Origin of the sequence: Bacteriovorax stolpii (assembly GCF_002872415.1) — a bacterium.
GTDB classification, from domain to species: Bacteria; Bdellovibrionota; Bacteriovoracia; order Bacteriovoracales; family Bacteriovoracaceae; genus Bacteriovorax; species Bacteriovorax stolpii.
Genome location: NZ_CP025704.1, coordinates 1,594,412 through 1,616,214, shown reverse-complemented (window position 1 = coordinate 1,616,214; position 21,803 = coordinate 1,594,412). Strand labels below are relative to the sequence as shown.

24 protein-coding genes are annotated in these 21,803 nt (G+C 41.5%); 10 read left to right on the top strand and 14 right to left on the bottom strand.

Going from position 1 to position 21,803, the window contains the following annotated elements:
• The first annotated feature begins 193 nt into the window (after nt 1–193).
• Genes C0V70_RS08060 through C0V70_RS08040 form a run of 5 tightly spaced genes read left to right on the top strand, consistent with a single transcriptional unit; the run spans nt 194 to nt 5,462 of the window.
• Nucleotides 194–2,926: a hypothetical protein gene (locus tag C0V70_RS08060; RefSeq protein WP_102243353.1), complete on the top strand. Its 2,733-nt coding sequence runs from the start codon at nt 194–196 to the stop codon at nt 2,924–2,926.
• A 3-nt stretch (nt 2,927–2,929) separates the two neighbouring features.
• Complete coding sequence (locus tag C0V70_RS08055; RefSeq protein ID WP_102243352.1) at nt 2,930–3,994, top strand: HD-GYP domain-containing protein; 1,065 nt, start codon at nt 2,930–2,932, stop codon at nt 3,992–3,994.
• 27 nt (nt 3,995–4,021) lie between these two features.
• Nucleotides 4,022–4,417, top strand: coding sequence for a response regulator (locus tag C0V70_RS08050; RefSeq protein ID WP_102243351.1), 396 nt, complete (start codon nt 4,022–4,024; stop codon nt 4,415–4,417).
• A gap of 17 nt (nt 4,418–4,434) precedes the next feature.
• Nucleotides 4,435–4,938: an Hpt domain-containing protein gene (locus tag C0V70_RS08045; RefSeq protein WP_102243350.1), complete on the top strand. Its 504-nt coding sequence runs from the start codon at nt 4,435–4,437 to the stop codon at nt 4,936–4,938.
• Nucleotides 4,939–4,952: 14 nt separating this feature from the next.
• Nucleotides 4,953–5,462 carry a chemotaxis protein CheX gene (locus tag C0V70_RS08040; protein WP_102243349.1) on the top strand — a complete coding sequence of 170 codons (510 nt, stop codon included), beginning with the start codon at nt 4,953–4,955 and terminating at the stop codon, nt 5,460–5,462.
• A 6-nt stretch (nt 5,463–5,468) separates the two neighbouring features.
• Here C0V70_RS08040 and C0V70_RS08035 read toward each other — a convergent pair whose 3' ends face one another.
• Entirely contained in the window at nt 5,469–6,635 is a 1,167-nt protein-coding gene (locus tag C0V70_RS08035; RefSeq protein WP_102243348.1) for a metallophosphoesterase, read from the bottom strand.
• Nucleotides 6,613–6,978 carry a hypothetical protein gene (locus tag C0V70_RS08030; RefSeq protein ID WP_102243347.1) on the bottom strand — a complete coding sequence of 122 codons (366 nt, stop codon included), beginning with the start codon at nt 6,976–6,978 and terminating at the stop codon, nt 6,613–6,615. Before C0V70_RS08030 ends, C0V70_RS08035 begins: the two co-directional genes overlap by 23 nt.
• A gap of 131 nt (nt 6,979–7,109) precedes the next feature.
• On the opposite strand from C0V70_RS08030, the gene C0V70_RS08025 reads away from it, so the two are divergent.
• Nucleotides 7,110–7,637, top strand: coding sequence for a M48 family metalloprotease (locus C0V70_RS08025; RefSeq protein WP_102243346.1), 528 nt, complete (start codon nt 7,110–7,112; stop codon nt 7,635–7,637).
• A gap of 65 nt (nt 7,638–7,702) precedes the next feature.
• Here C0V70_RS08025 and C0V70_RS08020 read toward each other — a convergent pair whose 3' ends face one another.
• The 4 genes from C0V70_RS08020 to uvrB all read right to left on the bottom strand — a co-directional run bounded on the left by C0V70_RS08020 (nt 7,703) and on the right by uvrB (nt 12,477).
• The gene (locus C0V70_RS08020) at nt 7,703–8,581 is read right to left on the bottom strand and encodes a hypothetical protein (protein ID WP_102243345.1); all 879 of its coding nucleotides are present in this window, start codon (nt 8,579–8,581) and stop codon (nt 7,703–7,705) included.
• A gap of 151 nt (nt 8,582–8,732) precedes the next feature.
• Nucleotides 8,733–10,019 carry a putative Na+/H+ antiporter gene (locus C0V70_RS08015; RefSeq protein WP_102243344.1) on the bottom strand — a complete coding sequence of 429 codons (1,287 nt, stop codon included), beginning with the start codon at nt 10,017–10,019 and terminating at the stop codon, nt 8,733–8,735.
• A gap of 32 nt (nt 10,020–10,051) precedes the next feature.
• The gene (locus C0V70_RS08010; protein ID WP_133566793.1) at nt 10,052–10,405 is read right to left on the bottom strand and encodes a hypothetical protein; all 354 of its coding nucleotides are present in this window, start codon (nt 10,403–10,405) and stop codon (nt 10,052–10,054) included.
• 41 nt (nt 10,406–10,446) lie between these two features.
• The gene (uvrB, locus tag C0V70_RS08005) at nt 10,447–12,477 is read right to left on the bottom strand and encodes an excinuclease ABC subunit UvrB (RefSeq protein ID WP_102243342.1); all 2,031 of its coding nucleotides are present in this window, start codon (nt 12,475–12,477) and stop codon (nt 10,447–10,449) included.
• A 25-nt stretch (nt 12,478–12,502) separates the two neighbouring features.
• Between uvrB and lysA the strand changes: the two genes are divergently transcribed.
• Nucleotides 12,503–13,726: a diaminopimelate decarboxylase gene (gene lysA / locus C0V70_RS08000; RefSeq protein WP_133566794.1), complete on the top strand. Its 1,224-nt coding sequence runs from the start codon at nt 12,503–12,505 to the stop codon at nt 13,724–13,726.
• On the top strand, nt 13,726–14,655 hold the full coding sequence (locus tag C0V70_RS07995) for a YeiH family protein (protein WP_102243340.1): 930 nt from the start codon (nt 13,726–13,728) through the stop codon (nt 14,653–14,655). Before lysA ends, C0V70_RS07995 begins: the two co-directional genes overlap by 1 nt.
• Here the strand turns inward: C0V70_RS07995 and C0V70_RS07990 are convergent.
• The 5 genes from C0V70_RS07990 to C0V70_RS07970 form a co-directional block, all read right to left on the bottom strand.
• The gene (locus C0V70_RS07990; RefSeq protein ID WP_102243339.1) at nt 14,648–15,457 is read right to left on the bottom strand and encodes a hypothetical protein; all 810 of its coding nucleotides are present in this window, start codon (nt 15,455–15,457) and stop codon (nt 14,648–14,650) included. The two genes, C0V70_RS07995 and C0V70_RS07990, sit on opposite strands and share 8 nt — an antisense overlap.
• A 9-nt stretch (nt 15,458–15,466) precedes the next feature.
• Nucleotides 15,467–16,261, bottom strand: coding sequence for a nitroreductase family protein (locus C0V70_RS07985; protein ID WP_208107831.1), 795 nt, complete (start codon nt 16,259–16,261; stop codon nt 15,467–15,469).
• Entirely contained in the window at nt 16,258–16,740 is a 483-nt protein-coding gene (locus C0V70_RS07980; protein WP_102243338.1) for a GNAT family N-acetyltransferase, read from the bottom strand. Before C0V70_RS07980 ends, C0V70_RS07985 begins: the two co-directional genes overlap by 4 nt.
• Complete coding sequence (gene cysS / locus C0V70_RS07975; protein ID WP_102243337.1) at nt 16,725–18,179, bottom strand: cysteine--tRNA ligase; 1,455 nt, start codon at nt 18,177–18,179, stop codon at nt 16,725–16,727. Before cysS ends, C0V70_RS07980 begins: the two co-directional genes overlap by 16 nt.
• A gap of 76 nt (nt 18,180–18,255) precedes the next feature.
• A complete protein-coding gene (locus tag C0V70_RS07970; RefSeq protein WP_102243336.1) occupies nt 18,256–18,729 on the bottom strand; it encodes a CarD family transcriptional regulator in 474 nt (157 codons plus the stop codon).
• Between the two features lie 241 nt (nt 18,730–18,970).
• Here C0V70_RS07970 and C0V70_RS07965 point away from each other — a divergent pair, with 241 nt between their 5' ends.
• The gene (locus tag C0V70_RS07965) at nt 18,971–19,942 is read left to right on the top strand and encodes a hypothetical protein (protein WP_102243335.1); all 972 of its coding nucleotides are present in this window, start codon (nt 18,971–18,973) and stop codon (nt 19,940–19,942) included.
• Here the strand turns inward: C0V70_RS07965 and C0V70_RS07960 are convergent.
• Entirely contained in the window at nt 19,939–20,349 is a 411-nt protein-coding gene (locus tag C0V70_RS07960; RefSeq protein WP_158649618.1) for an NUDIX hydrolase, read from the bottom strand. The two genes, C0V70_RS07965 and C0V70_RS07960, sit on opposite strands and share 4 nt — an antisense overlap.
• Before the next feature lie 109 nt (nt 20,350–20,458).
• Between C0V70_RS07960 and C0V70_RS07955 the strand changes: the two genes are divergently transcribed.
• A complete protein-coding gene (locus tag C0V70_RS07955; protein ID WP_102243333.1) occupies nt 20,459–20,908 on the top strand; it encodes a hypothetical protein in 450 nt (149 codons plus the stop codon).
• Between the two features lie 56 nt (nt 20,909–20,964).
• Here the strand turns inward: C0V70_RS07955 and C0V70_RS07950 are convergent, their stop codons facing one another.
• Both C0V70_RS07950 and ndk read right to left on the bottom strand, forming a co-directional pair.
• The gene (locus tag C0V70_RS07950; RefSeq protein WP_102243332.1) at nt 20,965–21,216 is read right to left on the bottom strand and encodes a TFIIB-type zinc ribbon-containing protein; all 252 of its coding nucleotides are present in this window, start codon (nt 21,214–21,216) and stop codon (nt 20,965–20,967) included.
• A 148-nt stretch (nt 21,217–21,364) separates the two neighbouring features.
• Nucleotides 21,365–21,787: a nucleoside-diphosphate kinase gene (gene ndk, locus C0V70_RS07945; protein ID WP_102243331.1), complete on the bottom strand. Its 423-nt coding sequence runs from the start codon at nt 21,785–21,787 to the stop codon at nt 21,365–21,367.
• Nucleotides 21,788–21,803: the final 16 nt, after the last annotated feature.

Sequence of the window (21,803 nt, the reverse complement as noted above, 5' to 3'; positions counted from 1 at the left end):
CAAGCGTCGTCACCATGACTCAGCCTTTGATTGATGAACATTTCGGCTAGCCTTCAGGAAGCTTTAGCCCTTTTTCAAAAATATTTTACTTTTTTCACTGGTGGATTTTAGTCAGGTATACGCCCTACTTAATATGCAAAATTAGGCCAGATTTTACTTATCTCTTAATAGCAAAAAGACGAAAAGTTCAGGTATGGAAGCCAATAAAAAGCAACTTGTAATTATTCCTCCAATGTCAGAAGCCTTAAAGAAACTTAACGAGGTTCTTGAGGGCATTTCTACTGACGAAAATATCGAGATCACGCTCATTGACGATCTCAAAGAGCTCTCGCAATTTATTGCGACAACTGGTCAGTGTTTGATTCTTGCTTCCAACGCTAAAAAATGTGCAACTTTCCTTCAAGATAACCGCTTTACTCTGGCAAAAAACCACTGCAAGACGATTCTCTTTACGCCTAAAGAAATTCCGGCCAAGACCATGGTAAAGCTCGCAAAGATTGGTCTGACGGAAAGTATTCTGGAGAACTCTCCCCCAAAGACATTCCTGTACAAAGTAAAACTGCTTCTGCGCTCGATTAAAACAGCTAAGCCTCAAGACGAAGGTGACAAGCTGGTTAAGTCGCTGGACGTGGCGGCTAAGATTCAGGAAGATCTTCAGGAAAAAGAGATCAAAGAAAAAGTCGAGGTCGAAGAAAACGTTATCGACATGGACATGGGAAAAAAGAAAAAGTCTGATGTCCAAGACGACGATGCCTTTGACTATAGTAATCCCCTGAAAGGAAAAATAAAACCACAGGAAGAAAACCTCGACACTCACTGGAAATCAAACCGCAAAAAAGATATTGCGACCGACAGTGAAGATGAGGTAGGAAATATGGCCGCTGAGTCTGAACAGACCAGCATCGACATGTACTACCGCGGAAAACAAAAAAAGAACGACACTCTTCCCATTGAGGAAGAGGAAGAAAGAACTAGATCTTCCGTAGCTCTTCCTGAAGAGGAAGAGGAGAAGAAACGCAAGAGCTCTTACGCTGACGTTATCGACGAAGGCTCAATGAAGCAAAAACGTTTCGATCATCCGGAAGAAGAGGAAATCAAAAAAGATAAAGTTCAACTGGTTGAACTCGACCTGGTTGAGAGCAAAAAGAAAAAAGACCAGCGCGAAAATATTGAAGAAGAAACCATCCCTCTCTTTAACCGTGACAAGAGAAAAAACATTGAGCCTGAGGCCAAAGAAAAAGAACGCGAAGATAATGCGGTTGAAGACCTCGGCGGTTACCTGAAAGGGAAAATCTCTCAAATTGAGGAAGAAGAACCGGAAATCACTGCGACTCAGGAGCAGGTTTACGACAATTCTGAAAAAGGCGAAAAAGAACCTCAGGTTAATCTTGAGCTGGAAGCGGGCGATTCAAAAAGAGATAATCGCAAAAACGACGAAGAAGCAGATGACCACGATCCTCATGAAGGTGAAGTCGATAAAATCGACGGCAACATGATTGGCGACGCCAGTACAGTGGAAAAAATCCGCACGCGCATGGAAGGAAAATCAAGTGGTGATGACCTGGCCCCTCCTGAAGAGGAAGAGTCATTGGATCTCTTTGCCAAGAAAAGATCAGAAAAAGAAAATGAAGAAAAAGAGAAAGAAGAGAAAACCTCTCTTGATCTTGAAAAAAATAAAAAAGAAAAAGAAGCCGCTAAAGCTAAAGAAATTGAAGAAGAGCTGGAGATGGTTCAAAAGGCCGCGAAGCTCGCTCCTCTTTTAGAAGGAAAAGAAAGAGAAAAGAGTGATCTTCTACAAGAAGAAGAAAAAGAGCGCTCTCGCCTCTCTCCTATTGAAAAGCTAGAAAGTATCCGCGAGCGCCGTGAAGCAGAGGCCAAGCGCGAAGAAGAAAAAAATGGCAAAACTAGAGAGAATACAAATCTCGATCTGGAAAAATCAAAGAACCAGACCCATACAGGTCAGGTAGATAAAATCGACACTTTCTATAGAAGTGGCGAGGCCAGCAAGAAAAAAGACCAAAACTGGGATAACTTAACAGATAAGAACACCACTTTAGACCTTATCCCTGGCAAAGGGAAAAAAGGCGACAATGCGACTCAGGTAAAAGAGAGCAACGACCTGGGCGAAATGACTATCGATTATAGAAAGCTTAAAGAAGAATTCGATATGATCGCGATGGGAGAAAACGTCGCTGATAGCGGTGCTATCAGATCAAGCGGTGAGAATAAACTTAAAAATGATGAGGATGAAGGCTCTTTTAAAGTCGTTGAAATCGACCCAAAAAGTTTAGACTTCTCTATCTCCATCATTAATAGCATTTATCAAAAAGACACAAAAGCTAAACAGATTTTTGCGATGCTGGCCATGGAGCTTTTAGAAAACTATCATGCCTACCCTGTTTTCTATACTTATAAGCTTTCAGACAAAAAATTTAGTGAATCTTATAACACGTTTTTAGAAGTATCTGGCGATAAGATGCCTGCGGATAAAAAAGAATGGTGGCTTGAAAAGAAAAAAGACACCGCCCTCTTTGAGCACTTCCAGGAAAAATCGATGAATACCTGGAGATGCCCGGAGATCATTCAGAACAATGAAGTCTGGGAAGATGTTGAACTTCCAACCTGGGCCGAAAATGAACTGAAAACAAAATACGTGGAACTGGCCTTCCCTTATTTTGACGGACTCGACCGCATGGGACTGGCCGTGGTCTTTTTCCCTGAGGGAATTGACCCTAAAGCGGCAAACGCTGTTTTAGTAGTTTTAGAAATGGCCCGTACTCTCTTCTTAGATACGATCCAGCGCTACCAGGTTCAACCTGTGCGTGCAGTAGATCCAACGAAGGAAGAAGAAGCGCCTAAGACAGAAGAAAAGAAAAATGTGCTGAGTTTCTTCTCCGGATTATTCGGAAAGAAAAAGGCAGGATAAAAAATGAAAACCGAATACGATTTTTTTATTATTGATAAAGAGCATTTAAAGGAAAAGAAAACTTTTCCTTTTCAACTTTATATCTTTAACCCTGCTCACAAAAAATTCTCAATGTTTTTAAATGGAAATCGCCCGCTGACTAAAGAGCACAACGACTTCCTGGACTATATTTTAGAGCGCGGTGGGAAACTGGCGATTCTAAAAAACCAAAGGAAAACTTTTTTAACCGCTCAGGAAACCAATGCCTCTGAAATTCCTTCCTTAAAAGAAAGAGAGCTTCATCCATTGGAAAAAGAGCGCTTAATGAATATCAAACTCAAAGAGATGTATGAAGAAAAGCGCGGTGCTTTTTCTCTACAGACCGAATTTGAGCTTGCCTGCCAGACAGATAATTTCGAAGCGATTATTGAAAATGCCCGCATGGAAATTCTCACTTTTAGTGTGACCATGTCTCCTACTGTGTCTCTAGCTGTTCATTTGGCAAAGACTCACCTGGAAAAAGACAACTTCACTAACCGCATTGTTGCTGTCTCTTACCTTCTGGCAAAAAACTGCAATATCGTTGATCAGGATGCCTTAGCTGATATCATCTGCGGAGCTTACTTCGCCCATATTGGACTAACCCAAACGCCTCTGACGATTGCAAGAACTCCGTACTTAAATCTCCCAGAGAAAGAAAGAACACTTTTTCAAAAGCATACTATTTTAGGCCACCATCTTATTAAGAAAAGCCAGATCGATATAAGTGAGAGATGTAAAAAAATCATTCTCGATCACCACGAAAGAGCGGCCGGAGGCGGATATCCTTCAATGAAGTATGGTGAACAAATTGAAATACTCTCACAAATCGTGGGTGCGGTATCGCATTTGTTTGAGTACTCAAGCGGGAAAATTACTGGTGGAAAACAATCAATGAAGGCCATCCTCATTGCGATGAAGTCAAAATCTTATATGCAAGGACTAGAATTTGATTTTGGAGAAAAGGTTTTTCAGTCTATAATTACACTGATTAATACCGATAAAATTGAAACAAAAGAAGATCATACAGAGTTAAAAAAAGCTGCGTAAGTTTTTTTATTTTGAGGAGTATCGAAAATGGCTTTAAAAGCGGACATTAAAATTCTAGTTGTCGACGACATGTCTACAATGAGAAAGATTATCAAGAACATGCTCGGGCAAATTGGCTTTACCAATATTACTGAAGCAGACGACGGTGCCACTGCGTGGCCGATGATGGAAAATGCCATTAAAGAAGGAGCTCCTTACGAATTCATCGTTTCAGACTGGAACATGCCTCAGATGTCAGGACTAGACCTGCTAAAAAAAGTAAGAGCGACTCCAGGTCTTGAAAAACTTCCATTCCTGATGATTACAGCGGAAGCAGAACAAGGAAACGTCGTTATCGCGGTTAAGGCCGGGGTAAGTAACTTCATTGTTAAGCCTTTCTCTGCTCAGGTTCTTAAAGAAAAAATTGACAAGATTTTTAAATAATAAAAAAGAAGTAACATATGTCGATGTTAAACGATCCTTCAATGAAGGAAATCATTATCGATTTTTGCAAAGAGGCCGAAGATCTCTTTGATCAGCTTGAGCAATCGCTGGAGATATTGGAAGGAGATCCTACCAATACTGCACAGCTGGAGCAATTCGGGCAGGTCATCGACAGGATCATGGGAGCGGCGAAATCTATCGGCGCCTCTGAGATTGCGACTTTTTGCGAGCTAGGGAAAACTATCGGATACAAATCTTCACAGATTAACGATATCCCTTTAATCGAAGTGGTTGTTGCTATTTTATTCGACACTCTTCACCTGCTAAGAAAGATGATTACGGCATTGAAAGTCGGCAACGACAGTTCAATGGCCAATCTTAATACTAAGGCCTTCGTCACTCGTCTAACATGGCTGTCGGCCAAGTTTAAAGATATCGAGAGATCGTCGGTGGCCATTGATAAGAAGGGCAATCTCTCTCAAGGCTCTATTGATGAATTAATGAAAAGTTTAGGACTATAATTGGAGACTTCTATATGACAGGCGATTCTAACTTTATTGACTTCTCTCGCCCATTTGTTGATGCTTGCAAAAACATCTTTTCAACGATGGTTCACTGCACTCTTGAGGCAAAAAAGCCTACCATCAAATCAGACAATGAATCGCGCGGTGACGTCACTGCAGTCATTGGTCTTTCTGGTGATTTGGAAAAAGGTGGAAAAACCACTCCGTATAAAGCGATGCTGGTCATCTCATTTCCTTATGAAACTTATTTTAAAGTCGGTAGTGCCATGCTGGGTGAAACTTATACATCATACCACCCGGACATTCACGACCTGGGCGGCGAGATTGTTAACATGATTATGGGGAATGCCAAGAGAGACCTAAAAACTCTGGGCTACACTTCAAATATGGCCATTCCTTCAATGATCGAAGGTAAAGGTCACTCGATTAAGTATCCGTCGGGAACGACTGTTGTTTTGATTCCTTTTGAATCAAACCACGGCCCTCTGTACATGGAACTTTGTTATGCTACTGAATCTTAATTCACATTAAAATCGGAACTCTTTGAATGGAAGGTCACTTTTACCTCTCCATTCATTGAGGCTGATGTCCAGGTGATCAAAGCGCTCAATAACCTTCCCTTCTTCCGCTTCTTCTTTTTCCTTCACATCGACTCTGGCAAATGTCAGTCTTGCGCCGTAAAAATTTTTCCCGAAATCCAGGTTGTACATTTTAGTCCATGTACCGGTGTTAATAAAAATAGACCCATCATCGTATTCCCTGAAAATCGGATCGTGAGTGTGTCCCACGATCAGAGCGTGAACCTCCGGATTAGTTGTCACGTAATCTTCAGTTAAGGCCTCATAGTTTTGAAAGAGGATGATCTCTTTTTTAACATGCTCCAGGACTTCAAAAATCCCCTTATTCTGCTTAAAGATCATCACGAATCTTACCATGAGAAAATAGAAGATATTGGCAAAACCAAAGCGCAGAGTATAAAGCGAATCGTAAATGATCCCGTTGATCATAAACTTGTTGATCGGGCGCACGGCATTGATATAGTCTCTGCCCTCTTTAAACTTATTAATAACTCTCGTTACGTAGTATGAACCCCAAGGTGGGATAAAATACTTCTTTCCTTCCACATCAGCGACGATGTTGTTTTTAACATCGTAATGATGGGCCAGTTCATACTCGTGCCCGTGTTTTAAAACCACTCCCTCTTCAGGAATATAGACTTCATCTGCATTAAGCAGGATTTTAAATTTACTTTGGTCTTCTTTGGGAAACTGGTCAATTAGGTATTCTCTTAGCGACTCAAAAATAAGTTCTGCATCGTGGTTGCCCAGAATGTAAACCAAACGGTTATTGGGAAAGGTCAGGAAATTTCTTAAAGCATCAAAGACACCCGGGTGGGCACTGATGATCATTTTTAATTTATCCAGGGCCGCTTGCTCGCTCCAGAACTCGTCGTCAAAATAAGGGACAAAAGGAACAGCTAAAAGATCGAGGAAATCACCGTTGATAATTAGTTCAACTTCGCGCTCCTGATAGTGCATGCTTCCATGGTACTCGATAAACTCAATGAGCTCTTTATCGTAATGAAAATCTTCAAGAAAATTTTTTCTTTTATTAACGATCAGGCCTGCCCCCAGGTGCAAGTCTGAAATCACCAGAATAGTTTTTTTAATATTATTTTTTTGGAGGAATTTCATACGTCTTGTTTCCAACAATTAATTCTACTTCTTGAAATGCAGGAGAGAGAGGAACAAAATGCAGAATGTCCCCTTTTTTTAATTTCACCACTGCTCTTTGATATTTTTCCGGATCAATCGACACCATACTGGCATTAGTTTGTTTATTAATAGTGAGTTTTCCAATCAAGCGAACCAGTGTTTTATTTTCAATAATCACTTCCATTGAGTTTTTAAACTTCTCTGGAGAGATCACTCGAAAACGATCATCGTACGCACTCACTAAAAAACCATCCAGCGACTCAATGGCCAGAGCACTGTGAACTTGCAGACATAAAAATAAGGCCAGGATACCTTTTAACATGAAAAACCTCATATCAATATTTTAGCAAATCTCTAGCACTTCTCCAGTGAGGGAAAAAGACTACCGGAGCATTTAACTCCACTTTGTTTTCTTTTTTTAACAAGAACGGAAAACTCTCCGATAAGTCCCTTATGTTGGACTTCTTCAAAAAATCAAAATCAGTAGACCTAAAAACCAGAAGAGAGAGCTTTTTTAAGGCCCTTTTAACAGACGGTAACCACCGCTGGATTGCCGAAGACCGCATGATCAGACGAGGCATGGCCATTTTAGTCAATGCCCTCTCGGATAAGCACCTGGCCTTTTTTGAAAAACACCCGACCTACTTTATCCCCTGCCAGGCCCACCTAAGCTGTGCTATCGGTAGAACGCAAAACCATCACCTGATTTTAGTTTTTCCAGAGCTGATGCAGATTTTAAGATCTGCAAGCTCCATGCATGGGGTGGCGATTCTCGCTCATGAATTGGGACATATCTATTATCAGCACACAGAAAATAAAGTGGAAACTCTCCAGGCGCAAATTGAGGCCGATGACTTTGCCTTTCAATTAGGTTTTGGTGAAGAACTGCAGGAAATCCTTCTCGACCACGCAAACAGTGTTGACTGCCGAGTGAGAATTTCCAAACTGACTTCTAAACTTATTACGCAAAAAAAATCATAAACTGCCCCACTAGAATGGGGCGCATTTTTAGCTTAACTCCAGCTCTCATTTGGTCTTTTTTTAGATTAACTTAATAAAACAGAATTATGGAAGGCAATATAGATGGCGAGATGGTCCTCAAGTCTTTTGGGTTTCTTTGTCGTGCACCAGGTTCTTCTAAACAAGCGATTAATATTTGCCCTCAACATCGCACACGTGTGATTGATCGCAAATAAAGGGTCGCGCCCATTTTTCTTAAGCTCGCCGAGCCCGGCGATCATCGCCTTCTCGCCCTTATACTGTTTGTAATCTGCATTCGGAAAAAACTCTCGAACTACTTCTTTATAAATGCGATGCTCATCACTTTTTATTTCTGCATAAGGAGAAACAACCGGAGTGATCTTTTCAAATAGCTTCATCATCGATTCTCTGTGATAGCTTTTTCTTTTTCCATATTTTTGTCTGGAAAGCGAGGCCAGGTGTCCAAATGCCGGAATTTGAGAGACAAAAGCGCCCAAGATAACTCGCGAGCGAGCATCGACGGCGACTGAAATGGAAAGAGGCTTAAGCTTAGTGTGCTCGGTAGTGATCAAATCATCGAATTGAAGACGCTCGACTTTTTGCGTGCCAATTTTCAAAAGAAGATCAGCATGCATTTGTCTGGATTTTTGCGCAAGATAGACGAGTTTTCTATCAATCGTCGTTCGATGAACTCCGAGAATGATCGCCGATCGTCGCATCGAGACGCCGGAAGAGAGAATCTTAAAAATGGTTTTGTTGATGCGCCTCTTTTTTTGTCCGAACTCTAGGGTGCCAGTTGCGCGGGAGAATTTTTTAGAGCAAGCGGAGCACTTGTAGCGCTGGATTTGGCGGGAGTCATCTTTGCGCAGATAATATCCATCTTTTTTACAAAAGGTGTTTTTTTGAAAGTAATTGCATCCTGAATTTGGGCAGCCTGGATTCATGGGGGAAGGATAAGCAAGAGGCAGACTTGCTTATGAAACTTAACCATCTAAAAAGAAAGGTCATTTTTTAGAAGTAAGTTCAAAGATTGAAAGCAGTGATATCGGATAAAGGATATAAGAAGCCCCACTGTCGTGGGGCAGTTTTAAAAAATCACAGCAGATAAAAAACTAATCCCGCAACAAATGTTGGAATCAAGGCCGCTTTAAAAAGTCCAAGCGGTTTAAAACTTTTTCCAGGGCAATAAGCACGAAGAAGCGCAAACCCTGCAGGGTTAGGTGCATTTGCAATAATTGTCATCCCCCCACCGGCAACGGCAGCAGCAACAACTAAGTACTTAGATGAATCACTTAAATTGGCCACCTGAGAGGCCAGTGAGGTAATGGCAGCGTTGTCCGTAACTGGCGCCAGCGCCATCGTTCCTAAAAAGAGTTGTAAGTTTTCAATCGAACTTAATATTGGTTTTAACCACCAGCCTTGTTTTGCCGTGAGAATAACTAATCCTCCGAGGAAAAAACCTACCAGCATACTCTCTTCAATGCGAACTTCAGACTGCTCTTCTTTAGTGATTCCATAAAAGCCCAGGAAGAAAATAAAAAGCCCTAAGACAAAGGCCGGATGGTGAACTGACATCACACATAGAGTGATAAAAACTAAATGCACGATCATCATCCAGGCCGGAGCTCTTTTAGCTGGAGCGTGCGCGACACCTGAGACTTTTTTAATTGATGTCAGGATTTCTTTATTCATCATTGTGACAATTGCCGTATTAATCGCCGCGGCCACAACAGCTTTCCATCCGAAATTCATAAACATGTAAGGTGTATCCCAATTCCACACGCGCGCCACCATTAGTACAGGAGGTGCGGCGAAATGAGTAAGTGTCCCACCGATTGAAATGTTTACAAAGAGAACGGCAAGAGTTGAGTAGAATAACCTTCCAGTGATTCTTCCCGAAAGAGGCTTAAACACAGAGCGCTTTAACAATAACGCTGCAATTGTCATCGCTGCCGGCTCAGTAATGAGTGAACCTAAAAGTGGCCCGATAAATAAAATCGTTGCAAAGATTCTCATCCCCGCTGGCAGAGGAAGTGCGCGAGAAATTCCACTAATGATCATTTCCGCAAAATCCGTCACCGGTTTTGATGAGGCAAGAATCATAATAACAAAAACAAAAGCAACTTCGGAAAAATTGAGTTCATCCATCCAGTGAAGCCCGGCCGAAAAGCCATCCATCACCATCAAGGCAAATAAGAAAATCGCGGCCCAGATCCCAAAGACAATTTCAGGCTCTCCCGCAAAGTGTAGAAAGCGCGACCATGAAGGTCGTGTGGTTTTATAATAATCTGAAAGCGCCAAAATCTTCCCTGCACGCAGGGATTGAATCAGGGCACAGGCAAAACATATCGTGGCAATTATACCAATAGCGGTCATTTCCATAGGACATCCTCACTAATTAAACATTATCAGTGTTAAACAAAAAATGTGTTAATTAATTCAGGCGGGGAACGCGCTTTGATTCTTTTAGTGAAGCATTTTTTATAGTGAGCAATCAGAGGAATTTCCAGGCGCACAACAGGCCCAAAAACAAGTGAGTAAGAAAAATCAGGCGGAAAAAACAGAGCGCTATCGAAAACGACGCGCTTTTTAGACTCTGAGGTGTAGTGTTGTCCAAATATAAAAGGCAGCACACTCTCTTTGGAGCGTTTCATTACCGGTGATTCTGGTAAAAGTTCTGCCTGAAGTTGAGGCGCCTGAAGAATAAAAAGAGCTAAGAAGATTCTCAGGACGGCAGAAAAAAAGTAAGAATTACGATTAACTGTCACCTGAGAATTATAGCACAAAAGGCACCATTTAGGGAGAAAAACTAGACTAAAATCCTTAAATCAGTGATGGATTTGATCTCATCGCGAATCTTTGCTGCATCCTCAAAACGCAGGTCGCGAGAAGCTTCTTTCATGAGCTTTTTAAGCTCCTCAATTCGCTTATCAATCGACTCAGGTGTAAGAAGCTCCACCGTCTGTTTTTTCTTCGGTCCTTTTGACCCTTTTGTCCCGCGCAGAGTTTCAATAACACCACCGCTGACACTTTTCTTAATTGTCTTAGGAGTGATGCCATTCTTTAAATTGAATTCTTCCTGGATCATTCTTCTTCTTTGCGTTTCTGTGATCGCCACGTTCATGCTCTTTGTGGTCTTATAAGCGTAAAGAATAACTCTTCCTTCTGCATTTCTGGCCGCACGACCTATCGTTTGAATCAGTGAGCGCTCCGATCTTAAAAATCCTTCTTTGTCCGCATCGAGAATCCCAACCAGAGAAACTTCCGGAATATCCAGACCCTCTCTTAAAAGGTTGATCCCGACCAGAACATCAAATTCACCCAAACGTAAGTCACGGATAATTTCCATACGCTCAAGAGTGTCGATATCGGAGTGCAGGTAACGAACTTTAATCCCACTTGAAGTGTAAAATTTCGTTAACTCTTCCGCCAATTTTTTTGTCAGAGTTGTAATGAGAACTCGATTACCTTTAGCAATCGTCGCACGTACTTCTTGAAGAAGGTCATCGACTTGCGTTTCAGCACTTCTGACTTCGATAACAGGATCTAGTAGACCTGTAGGTCTAATGATCTGCTCGACATATTCTCCGTTTGTTTTTTCTAATTCATAATCAGCAGGGGTTGCCGATACATATAAAACCAGGTCTTGTCTGCTTTCAAATTCATTGAACTTTAAAGGACGGTTATCAAGCGCAGACGGCAAACGAAAACCATAGTTCACCAGGTTTTCTTTTCTAGCGCGGTCCCCTCTATACATCCCACCCACCTGTGAAACAGAGATATGGGACTCATCAATGATCATTAAAAAGTCTTTGTCGAAATAATCAATGAGCGTTGGAGGAGGATCTCCTGCTTTTGCTCCGGTTAGGTGGCGCGAGTAATTTTCAATCCCCGAACAAAAGCCCAGCTCTTCCATCATCTCGATGTCATAAAGAGTTCTCTGCTCAATTCTTTGTCGCTCTAATAATTTTTCCTGAGCGGTAAATTCTTGAATGCGCTCGCGAAGCTCCTCTTTAATATGGGTCAGAGCGTCCTTCATTTTCGCCTCACTAACAACGTAGTGAGATTTTGGAAAGATAGTAACCCCTCTAAGTGATTCAATGACTTTTCCACGAAGTGGATCGACCATTGCAATGGTTTCAACTTCGTCGCCAAAAAATTCTACACGAACTACGTTACTTTCTTCGTGGGCCGGAAAAACTTCCACCACATCTCCGCGAACGCGGAAACACCCGCGCGAAAAATCGATATCATTTCTTTCATACTGAATTGAAACCAGAGTTTTTAAAAAGTCGTCGCGGTCTAAAACTTCGCCGACAGAGACCTGGGCCTTCATCGCCGAGTACTCTTCTTTAGAACCGATACCGTAAATACACGAGACCGAGGCCACCACAATAACGTCTTGCCTCTCAATTAAGCTTCTCGTGGCCGAGTGACGAAGCTTTTCAATTTCATCGTTAACGGCCGAATCTTTTTCAATATAAGTATCCGTTCCGGCAACGTAAGCTTCCGGTTGGTAGTAATCGTAATAAGAAACAAAATATTCAACGGCATTGTGAGGAAAGAACTCTTTGAATTCTGCGTACAACTGCGCTGCCAGCGTTTTGTTATGAGCTAAAACCAGTGTCTTTTTCCCTAAGGCTTGAATAACGTTGGCCATGGTAAATGTCTTACCAGAACCGGTTACCCCTAAAAGAGTTTGTTTGGTTTTACCTTTCTGAAAACCTTCCACCAACTCTTTAATAGCTCTAGGTTGATCTCCACCTGCCGGCCATGGAGTGACGAGCTTAAAAACGGAACTACTTTCTTTACTTTTGGCCTTATTATTTTCTTTCTTCATTGATGTTTTCTTCTATAATACTCTTATGAAAAATATACTACCAAGTCCGCTAGAGTACAAAAATAATAACCTCTATTTTGATGGAAAACGCCTAGACGCTATTGCCGCAAAAAAACGCACGCCTTTTTATTTATACAGTAAAAAAACCCTGCGCCATTATTACGAGCACTTTAGCAAAGCGGCCGTTAAAAATAACCTACCATCACCATTGGTTTGTTACGCATTAAAGGCCAATTCAAATAAAGACGTCCTGGCCCAGTTAAAGAAAATGGGAAGCGGTGCAGATGTCGTGTCCGTCGGAGAGCTTAAAAAAGCGCTTAAAGCTGGAATCGATCCACAAAAAATCGTTTTCTCTGGAGTCGCTAAGACTGCTGAAGAAATCCGATTTGCGCTTAAATGCGGGAAAAAAGGGATCTACTCTTTTAACGTTGAATCCATTGAAGAGTTACAGCTTATCAATGAGATCGCTAAAAAGGAAAAACGTATCGCCCGCGTAGCTTTCAGGCTTAACCCGCAAGTAAGTGCTAAAACTCACAAACATATTTCTACGGGAAATAAAACTCACAAATTTGGTCTGTTAAAAGCAGACATTGTTGAAGCTCTTGAAGCAAGAGAGTTCTGGACGAACACAACCCTAGTGGGACTAAGTATCCATATTGGCAGCCAACTCACAGAAATGAAAGCGACTGTAAAAGCGATTGAAGAGATTTCAAAGCTTGCCCTAAGTATTGATGTGGCCCTTGAGTTCTTAGACTTAGGCGGTGGACTTGGAATCGATTACACGGCCGAAGAAAAATCAAAGCTGACGTCAATCGACACTTACATGAAAACAGTGGCAGATGCCCTAGAAAAATACTACTACTCAAAAACTGACCACTGCCCGCGCGTCGTCTTCGAGCCAGGCAGAATCATCGTTGGGAAAATGGGAGTTCTCGTCTCTCGCGTTGTGCGCACAAAAGTCTCAGACTCCAACCACTTCACGATTATCGATGCGGGAATGAACGATTTGATCCGCCCTGCTCTTTATGAAGCCTACCACGAAGTGCTTCCTGCCCAGGCGTCTAAAAAATTAATTAAGACAGATATCGTGGGACCTATTTGTGAAACATCAGACTGCTTTGGAAGCAAAAGAAAACTTCCGGCCCTATCTGCTGGAGACCTAGTGGTTATTGATAACGCCGGAGCTTACGGACAGACGATGGCCTCAAGTTATAACGAAAGAGAAATCGCGACAGAGTACTTTGTGTAATGAAAACAAATCTCGCACGTTTTGTTTTTTTTGCCCTTGTTCTTTTTGCCTTGAGCCCTTATTCATCAAGTGCTCTGGCCCTATTGGCCGGGATTATCCTGGCCAGCACTTTAGGAAATCCATTTCCTGATTTCACTAAAAAACATACTTCAACTCTGCTTCAATACTCCGTCGTGGGTCTTGGAGCGGGAATGAATCTTAAAGTCGTCGGAGTTGTCGGCGCTCAAGGTGTGGGTTACACCATTACCGGAATTGCCCTTACCGCTCTTGTTGGTTACGGTCTTTCAAGATTACTCAAAACACCAAACATTCTTTCAACTCTCATCACTGTGGGAACAGCGATTTGCGGAGGAAGTGCCATTGCTGCGACGGGGCCCATTATTAAAGCTGAACACGAAGACATGTCTGTGTCCTTAGGTGTGGTCTTTATTTTAAACGCCTGTGCTCTTTTTATTTTTCCACCCATCGGTCACTACCTTGGGTTAACTCAGCACCAGTTTGGAATCTGGAGTGCTCTTGCTATCCACGATACAAGTTCAGTTGTGGGAGCTTCCATGCAATATGGAGCTGAAGCACTGGAGCTAGCGACAACTGTAAAACTGGCGCGCGCGCTGTGGATTATCCCTATCAGTCTTCTCTTTGCTTTTTTTATGAAATCAAAAAGTAAAATCAAAATGCCATGGTTTATCTTTGGGTTTATTTTAGTGGCCGCTTTAGTGACATGGGTCCCAGCTTTTTCTGAAGTTGGGCATCAGGTCTCTCGCGTCGCTAAACAACTCTTAGTCCTTACTCTCTTTTTTATTGGGATTAATTTAAACCTGGATTCAATTAAACGCGTAGGAATTAAGCCGCTTCTTCTAGGTTTTATCCTATGGGTCGTTGTGGCCACAACAACTGTCATGGCCTTAAAGCTTAACTGGATTATTTAATTTTACAGTTCTTTACGTGCTCTGAGATTTTTTCCGGCATCCCTTCATACAAGAAGCCAATGTACTCACGTCCTGCAATCTTAGGAATACTCCACGTATAACTTGGGTATTTTTTAATATAGACATTTTTTGTCGCGCTTGGAAGTTTCTCCCACTCTTTAATCGACCACTTTTCAAACTCTGGGCAAGCAACCTGGTAAGCGTGAATTCGCTCATGATTAATTGTGAGCGCCATATCTTTAATAACACTATCAGCAGTCGCATCCGGTGTGTGAATCGAAGCATATGGGTTTAAACCAATCAGTGCCACTCTTCCTTTTAAAGAAAGCTCTAAATCCGCAACTGTCACTTCCGCTTCTTTTTCTACGCGCGCTTTACAGTTTTTTCCGGCCGTTTGTGTGTTCAACCATTTTTGGTACGCTTTCACATCTTCATTTAAAATTGAAAATCCTGAAGCACTCATCGCTAATGAATCCGGCCCAATTTCTGCTGGGCTAATCCAGTTTCTATAGACGAAATAACAATAAGCGATCCCCGAAAGGTAGTTCGGGTCATTGAACATGAAAAACTGGATTTTATCGTCAATAGGAGCTGCTGGAGCACCTACTTGAGAAGGAGTGATTGGCGTGATGTCCTGAGTTTTATTAGCGAGAAAAAACTTCTGATGAATCGTCTCACAAAGAGGAAGGCTCTTTGGGTTGTTCTGCAGAGTTGTTTTACACAGGCTTAAAAAATCGGAGGCTGGCTCAGGTGCTGCGGCAAACACATTAAAAGAAACTAAAAGAAGTAATAAGTATTTCATAAATGCCCCTTAAACTGTCTTAATAAACTGCTCGCGCGGAAATCTCATACGTGGACCATACACTCCACCCTCATCTCTTTTTCCTGCACTGATAATCATCACAATGTCGGCCTTACAAGGAAGACCTAAAATCGACTTTACTCTCTTTGAATCAAATCCTTCCATCGGGCACGTATCATAGCCGTGAGCTCTAAAAGCAAGCATCAGGTTTTCGCAGGCAAGAGCAACTGATTTTGCGGCCCAGACTTTTAAACCAAATGAACTGATAGGTTCGCGCGGAACAACTTTAAAGAGGCCAAGAATCGTATTCAAAAGCCATTTAAAGGGAGTTAAAACGTTAAACCATCCTACAGTGTAAACAAAAGGAACAAGCTTTCCATAATAAGTCAGAGCGACCTTTGGTGTTTCCACTGGAAGCTTTTTAAATTCGGCCAGCATTTGTTTGCTGTGCTCGCGCCACGTATCTCTACGAGCAACACAGACAATAAGCTCTGATGCCGTTTTGGCAGCTGATTGAGAAAAACAAGCAAAAGCAATCTGCTCTTTAATCGCCGGAGTTGTAATGCGGTAGAACTCCCATTGCTGAAGATTAGATGAGTTTGGTGCTAAAAGTGCCATGTCCAGGCATTCATGCACAACATGATCAGGGATTTTTTCGCTGGTATATTTTCTTACTGAACGGCGGGCATGAACAAGTTTTTTAAATTCAGAAGGATTGTAATAGTCCATTCCCTCTTTTTGAAACGCTTCATTGCCTTCGAATTTTCCGTCCATTTCCGTAAAGACGTTTTTTTGCTCACTCATAGAGTTTTTTCCATATTAAGATTGGTGATTTCATATCCAAGTGATTCATAAAGAGCGCGGGCCACTTTGTTGTGACCAAAAACATGCAGACCGATATGACGAAGGCCAAGTTTTCTGACTTCGTCTTCGAGAAGAATCATCGCTTTTTTACCGATGCCTTTTCCTCTGGTCTCTTCATTTAAAACGATGTCGTAGATATAACCTTTGCGATTGTCGGGAGCGCCTTTGACTCCAAGCCAAAGTGTCCCGACCCAATCGTTATGGTCTTTAATTGAAAAAATGTACTGATCTTTGGACTTCAGACCTTCAGGCAAAAGCCTTGCAAAATCTTCATCCGCTTTTTTTTGAGCTTCCGTGAGAGTCGCTCCGTTTTTCACGATCTCGTCGCGGTAATTCGTTTCGCTTTTTGCTCTCCAGATAACATATTCCGCTTCATTCATCGGAACAAGGAGAACAGCACTCACTACTTGTAGCTCCATGTGTAAGTTCCATCCGGGTTGTCTTTAACCACAACACCAAGCTCGTTTAAGCGGTTTCTGATTTCATCAGACTTCGTCCAGTCTTTTGCTGTTCTTGCTTCTTTTCTTTGAACTAAAAGTTCTTCGATTTCCGCTTCGCCAGCTCCAGTTGTACCTGAAAGAGCTTTCCTTGCCATATTTAATTGTCTTAGGATTTCTTCCGGGTAATCGTGGATAAGTCCTGTCGCTGCTTTCATAAAGTTTACAACTTCTGTTAACTCAAACGCGTAGTCATCGCTGTAGCCGTCTTTGGCCATGCGGTTGTAGTCTTTGATTAAACCAAAGAACACTCCCATTGCACCTGGAACGTTAAAGTCGTTGGCCATTTCGCGCTTGATATCTTCATGAGCTTTTTTAACTTTCTCAACTTCAGAAGCCGGCGTTGTTCCTTTTTTATGTTCACCAAATAAGTGAATCACAAATTCATGGATGCGCTCAATTTCTCCAATCGCTCTCGTGATTGAATCTTCCGTCCACTCTAGTTTTGATCTGTAGTGAACAGAAAGAAGAATGTGGCGAAGGATTGCCCCCGAATAAGTTTCAGTGAATTTTCTGATCGTCACAACGTTACCAAGTGACTTACTCATTTTCTCTGAACCAAAATTTAAAAATTCATTGTGGGCCCAATTATTACAGAACGGGCATCCGTTAGCTGCTTCCGATTGAGCGATTTCATTTTCGTGATGTGGAAATAATAAATCCACTCCACCGTGGTGAAGATCGATTGTTTTTCCTAGATGCTTTTTTGCCATGGCCGAACATTCAATGTGCCAACCTGGTCTGCCCTTTCCCCATGGAGAATCCCAGCTCCAGCCCTCTTCAGGTTTTGCCGGTTTCCATAAAACGAAATCAGAAGGGTGTTTTTTATGTCCATCAGTTTCAACACGGATTCCGTGCTGAAGAGACTCAAGATGAACTTTTGAAAGCTTGCCGTAGTCTTTAAACTTAGGAACGTTGTAGAGAACTTCCTGTCCACCATCTTTTGCAACAGTGTACGCGTAGCCATTTTTAATCAGGTCTTCAATCATCTGAATAATTTCTGGCATGGTTTCACTTACTGTCGGAGTGACTGTTGCCGGAAGCATGCCCAGGCATTCCATATCTGTATTACACTCGCGGATGAATTCATCGGCGTGCTGTTTCGGGTGGATCCCACGTTGGCGAGCAGCTTCTAAAATTTTGTCGTCAACGTCTGTATAGTTACGAACGAATTTTACATTGTAACCAAGAGTCTTCATCGTTCTATGAAAAAGGTCTCCCACAACGAGTGCACGCGCATTTCCGACGTGAAGAAAGTTATAAGTTGTCGGTCCACAACTGTAGAATTTAACCTGGTTTGAATCGATGGGTTTAAAGACTTCTTTAGAACGAGTGAGATTGTTAAAAACTAGAATTTCCATTTTCTTCCCAATAATTAGACTTTTTTAGTAACCCTAAAAGTCTAACATAAAAAAGGCCCAAAAAGGGCCTTTTTCGCTATTGGAAATATGAATTAATTTTGTCGTTTACAGAGTTTTTATCGCTCTGGTTTGAAAGCGAGAATTCCTGTGCCAGTAACTCACGGCACTGATCTAACATTTTCTTTTCCCCAAAACTTAGGGCCTTTTTCTCTTTTAGAAGGAAAAGTTGGCGCAGAACTTCAGCGATTTCTACAACTGAACCAGTCTTAATTTTAGCTGAGTACTCTCTGTATCTGCGATTCCAAGTTGAATTATCAACTTTAATGTCATGGTCTTTTAAAAGCTTGTAAACTTCTTCTACCTCAGAGTCTCCAACCAGCCCACGGATACCCGTTTCACTGTCAGTTGGAACCATAACCGTCATCCCATTAGCTAGGATTTTGATGATGTAGAAAGTCTTCGTTTGAGCGCCCATTTCTCTTTCTTCAATGTCGCAAATCTGGCCGACACCGTGTCCGGGGCAGACTGCATAATCTCCAATTGAAAACATTTAGACCTCCAAAATATTAATCCCTCCGATCATAACGCATCGAGGCTCGGGCTTCAATAAACCCTGTAATATCTACATATAAGGCTTATTTTTTAGAAAATTTGGATGTAAGGCGAAAAAACCGCCCTGGCATCAAATCTGTCTACCCCTTAAACACCCCTGAATTTATCACCTGCCCCCCTCCCATCCCACTCAATTTAGCCTCAAAATAGCTTCACATAACCACTATGAGGATATTCTTGTGAAACACGCTTTAATGATTGCTCTTGTTCTGCTTTTTTCGGCCTGTAAAATTGAGACTCAAAAATCGACTCCAACAGAGAGTGCCTCACAAGCATTAACAGACAATCAAATTGCCCTGGAAGCAGACGTTAATAACTCCGAAGAAATCGCCCGTTTTAAAGAAGAGCTGGAAAGAAAACAGGCAGAAAACCCTGACCAAATTTTTGAAGTTGTCTCTAAAGAAGTCTCTTCAGGAAGTGTGATTCTTTCAGGTCTAAAAGACGATCACCTTTATAAGAATAAAAATTTTTATATCTTTATTGGTCTGGGAAGCACTGAAAATGATCAAACCATCCAAAAAACTGATTGGGATGCTATCTACTACATCATGAACTACGTCACTAAATTAAAGTTTCGCGTAATGATCAATGTTCAGGCCACATCAGAGCACCTAAAATTAGCTGCAAGCGATGAGGAAACATCAGTCATTCTTTGGAGTTCACACGGTAATAAAAAGGCCTTCTACGACTTCGACGGCAAGGCCGTTCCTTATGATGTTTTTAAAGGAAAAAGTAAAAACTTCTATCAGCTTATTCTTTCAAGCTGCGAAGGAAGAATCGCTCTGAATAATAACTATGCAATAGATGGCCTTAAAACATGGGCGTGGAGTGGTTTAACAAACTCGACTGAGTTAAAGCAATTTTTAGTCTCAGATAAGTGGTCGGCTCAAGATGGAGCGATTCTTTCAACTCCCAAAAACAATGTGACTTGTACTGCTTCTGGGTCAAAGTACGCTTTAATGAAAGCTTCAACTCGCTCTGAATACTACGGTTACAATTTTGATTCTCTTAATGACTGTAATGCCAGAATTCAGACAATGAAAAACAATAAAATCTGCTCTAGAGGTGATGAAGGAATCAGAAAAGTTGATATTAACACTCTTACTCTTTCAAATGAAGAATACGCTACTTTTGAAGAATGTATGAACTAGAGAAGTTCACCAAAATTCCCGGTCAAGACTCTTTTGGCTTCCTCTATTGGGAGCCAAAAGAAATCAAAAACCATCCCATTATCCTCGCCATCACTTTTTACAATATGCGACCAGCGCTCAGGCAAAGCATCTGAGGAAAAAGAATAATAATGGCGGAAATTGACTTCAGGCTTATCTTTGCGGTGATAGATCGTCTCACCGACTTTCGAAAATGATGAAGGTTCAATCACCAAACCTGATTCTTCCAGAACTTCCCGGGCAAGGGCCAGCTTAAAATCCTCGCCTTCTTCCAAAGTCCCGCCAACCACCTGAGTCCCGGCCTCCGGAAAATCCGCATGATCAAAGACCAGGACTTCACTTGCACTCTTTCTAAAAATGTATGCGATTACTTTGGTTTTTTCTTTCATATCTTTGAGCATGGGGGGAAATTAAACTAAAAACAAGCGAAAATTTACATACATCCTAATGAGCATCCCAATTTATGATAAAAGACTTTAACTTTTTGGAGGACACATTATGAAAGCATTAACTTTAATGGCCCTGACAGTTTTAACTCTTTCAACAGTAGAAGCGAAACTTCCTGCTGAAATCGCAAAATTAAGCGGACGTTTAGGAACATTCACATCTATCTACAATGGTAAACCAGTAGCGGCAGAAACTGGAACAGACTGTAAAATCGAAGAAAGCCAATATGGAGAAGGATCAGTTGTTATTGATTCTGTTTCTTATTTCACTCCGACAGCTCACCTGGATGGAGCTTCAAGATCTGAGAAAAATGGTGAAGTGACTTATGTTACAACATCGACAGGGAAAAGACCTGGTGGATCTGTTTGTGGAGACATGATTCCTCTGACTTCATACAAACAATCAGTAATTGTGACAAAAAACTCTCTGACAATTAAGCAGAAATTTTCTTGTGCTCTAGTTGATAGAAATGAAATTATCGAAACTTGTACTGTAAAATAAAAACGTGCGGGCCTTTTGGGCACTAAAAGACCCGCGCGCCTTCTTATGGGAACTCTTTAATCAAAGAGCTCTTCTAATAATGATTTTTTTCTTTTTGGTTTGTAATAATCGGATTTATAAATCACTTCATTGACCTTTTCACGGGCCATTTCTCGAGGTGCTTCCTCTGATGATCTGGATTTTTCAATAAGCTTATCCAGCTCTCCTCTATCCAGCCAGATCCCACGGCAGTTAGGACAGTAATCAATTTCAATTCCCTGACGGTCAGTCATCGACAAGACAGAATCAGTACAGTTTGGACATTTCATTCAAAAGCTCCTTGATCCACTTATAGTAATCGGAGTTTGAACTTTAAAAAAATTGATAATAGCTAAGGGATTCTTCGTTTATCTTGATGGATAAAAAAAAGGCCTGGATAAACCAGGCCTTCTTTATTTTTAATTTATTGAGTATAAATTAGAATCTAGCTTTAACTTCGTTCTTGTCGAAGAAGTAGTTAATTTCTCTTTCTGCAGATGCTAGAGAGTCAGATCCGTGAACAGCGTTCGCTTCGATTGACTTAGCATATAGCTTACGAAGAGTTCCTTCTTCAGCTTGAGCAGGGTTAGTTGCTCCCATGATTTTTCTGTTTTTCTCTACAGCGTTTTCACCTTCAAGAACCATAAGAACCACTGGTCCTTCAGTCATGAAACCAACTAGAGAACCAAAGAATGGTCTTTCTTTGTGTTCAATGTAGAATCCTTCAGCTTTCTCTTTTGAAAGGTGAGTAAGTTTAAGAGCAGCAATACGAAGACCTTCTTTTTCGAAACGAGCAATTACGTTTCCGATGTTGTTGTCAGCTACTGCGTTTGGCTTAATGATTGAAAATGTTCTTTCCATTTGTTTTTTCTCCTTT